At 67.2% G+C, this 1,446-nt stretch carries 2 protein-coding genes; both read left to right on the forward strand.

Translation table 11 applies throughout. From position 1 onward, the window contains the following. On the forward strand, window positions 1-1,036 hold a 1,036-nt coding region (locus C665_RS19565; RefSeq protein ID WP_004329722.1), incomplete at its 5' end, for a 2-oxo acid dehydrogenase subunit E2. A gap of 93 nt (window positions 1,037-1,129) precedes the next feature. Next, window positions 1,130-1,446, forward strand: a 317-nt coding sequence (locus tag C665_RS19570) for a biotin/lipoyl-containing protein (RefSeq protein WP_306415023.1), incomplete at its 3' end; no start/stop codon positions are given.

The raw sequence follows: 1,446 nt of genomic DNA on the forward strand, positions 1-1,446 counted from the left end.
CGCACCCGGCGCCGCCCCGCTCGCCGACGGCGGCCCGAGCGCGAGCGCCCCGACCTCGATGCCGGTCGCCTCGCCCGCCGCCCCGTCTGCGGTCACGCTCGGTGGCAAGGTGCATGCCAGCCCCTCGGTACGCGCGTTTGCGCGCGAGCTCGGCGTCGATCTCGGCCAGGTCAAGGCCACCGGTCCCAAGGGTCGTATCCTCAAGGAAGACGTCGCCGGCTTCATAAAGGCGGCGATGACGAGCGGCGTGGTCCCGGGCAAGACCCCGGCCGCCGCCGCGGCGGGCGCGAGCCTGGGTGGCGGGCTGGATCTGCTGCCGTGGCCCAAGGTCGACTTCGCCAAGTTCGGCGAGATCGAGGTCAAGCCGCTCTCGCGCATCAAGAAGATCTCCGGCCAGAACCTCGCCCGCAACTGGGTGATGATCCCGGCGGTGACCTACCACGAGGACGCCGACATCACCGACCTGGAAGCCTTCCGGGTGCAGATGAACAAGGAGTACGAGAAGTCGGGCAAGAAGCTCACCATGCTCGCCTTCATCATCAAGGCCTCGGTACGCGCGCTGCAGGAGTTCCCCGAGTTCAACACCTCGCTCGATGGCGACAACCTGGTCTACAAGAAGTACTTCAACATCGCCTTCGCGGCCGACACCCCCAACGGCCTGGTCGTGCCGGTGGTGAAGGATGCCGACAAGAAGAGCGTGTTCGACATCGCCGCCGAGACCGGCGCGCTCGCCAAGAAGGCGCGTGACGGCAAGCTCGGCCCGGCCGACATGTCGGGCGCGTGCTTCACGATCAGCTCGCTCGGCGGCATCGGCGGTACCTACTTCGCACCCATCGTCAATGCGCCCGAAGTGGCCATCCTCGGGGTGAACAAGTCGGTGATGAAGCCGGTGTGGGACGGCAAGGCTTTCGTGCCGCGCCTGACGCTGCCGATGTCGCTGACCGCGGACCACCGCGTCATCGACGGTGCGCTGGCCACCCGCTTCAACGTGTACCTCGCGCAACTGCTGGCGGACTTCCGCCGGGTGATGCTCTGACACGGTGAGGAGTGAGGCGTGAGGGGTCGGGGGGCGAAAAGCTCCTCCCCTCGACGCCTTCCTCTTCCGGAAACTCCTCACGAGGTGATGAAGATGAGTCAAATGATTGAAGTGAAGGTGCCCGACATCGGCGATTTCGATGCGGTGCCGGTGATCGAGCTGTTCGTGAAGGTCGGCGACAGCATCGCGGTGGACGATGCGATCTGCACGCTGGAATCCGACAAGGCCACGATGGACGTGCCGTCCTCCGCCGCGGGCGTGGTCAGGGAAGTGCTGGTCAACCTGGGCGACAAGGTCGGCGAGGGCGCGGTGCTGATCCGGCTCGAAGCCGCCAGTGCCGCTGCAGGAGCGGCGCAAGCCGCGAACACGGCGCCTGCCTCCCCGCCGGCCTCCGCACCTGCACCCTCCGC

The organism is Thauera aminoaromatica S2 (genome assembly GCF_000310185.1).
GTDB classification, from domain to species: Bacteria; Pseudomonadota; Gammaproteobacteria; order Burkholderiales; family Rhodocyclaceae; genus Thauera; species Thauera aminoaromatica.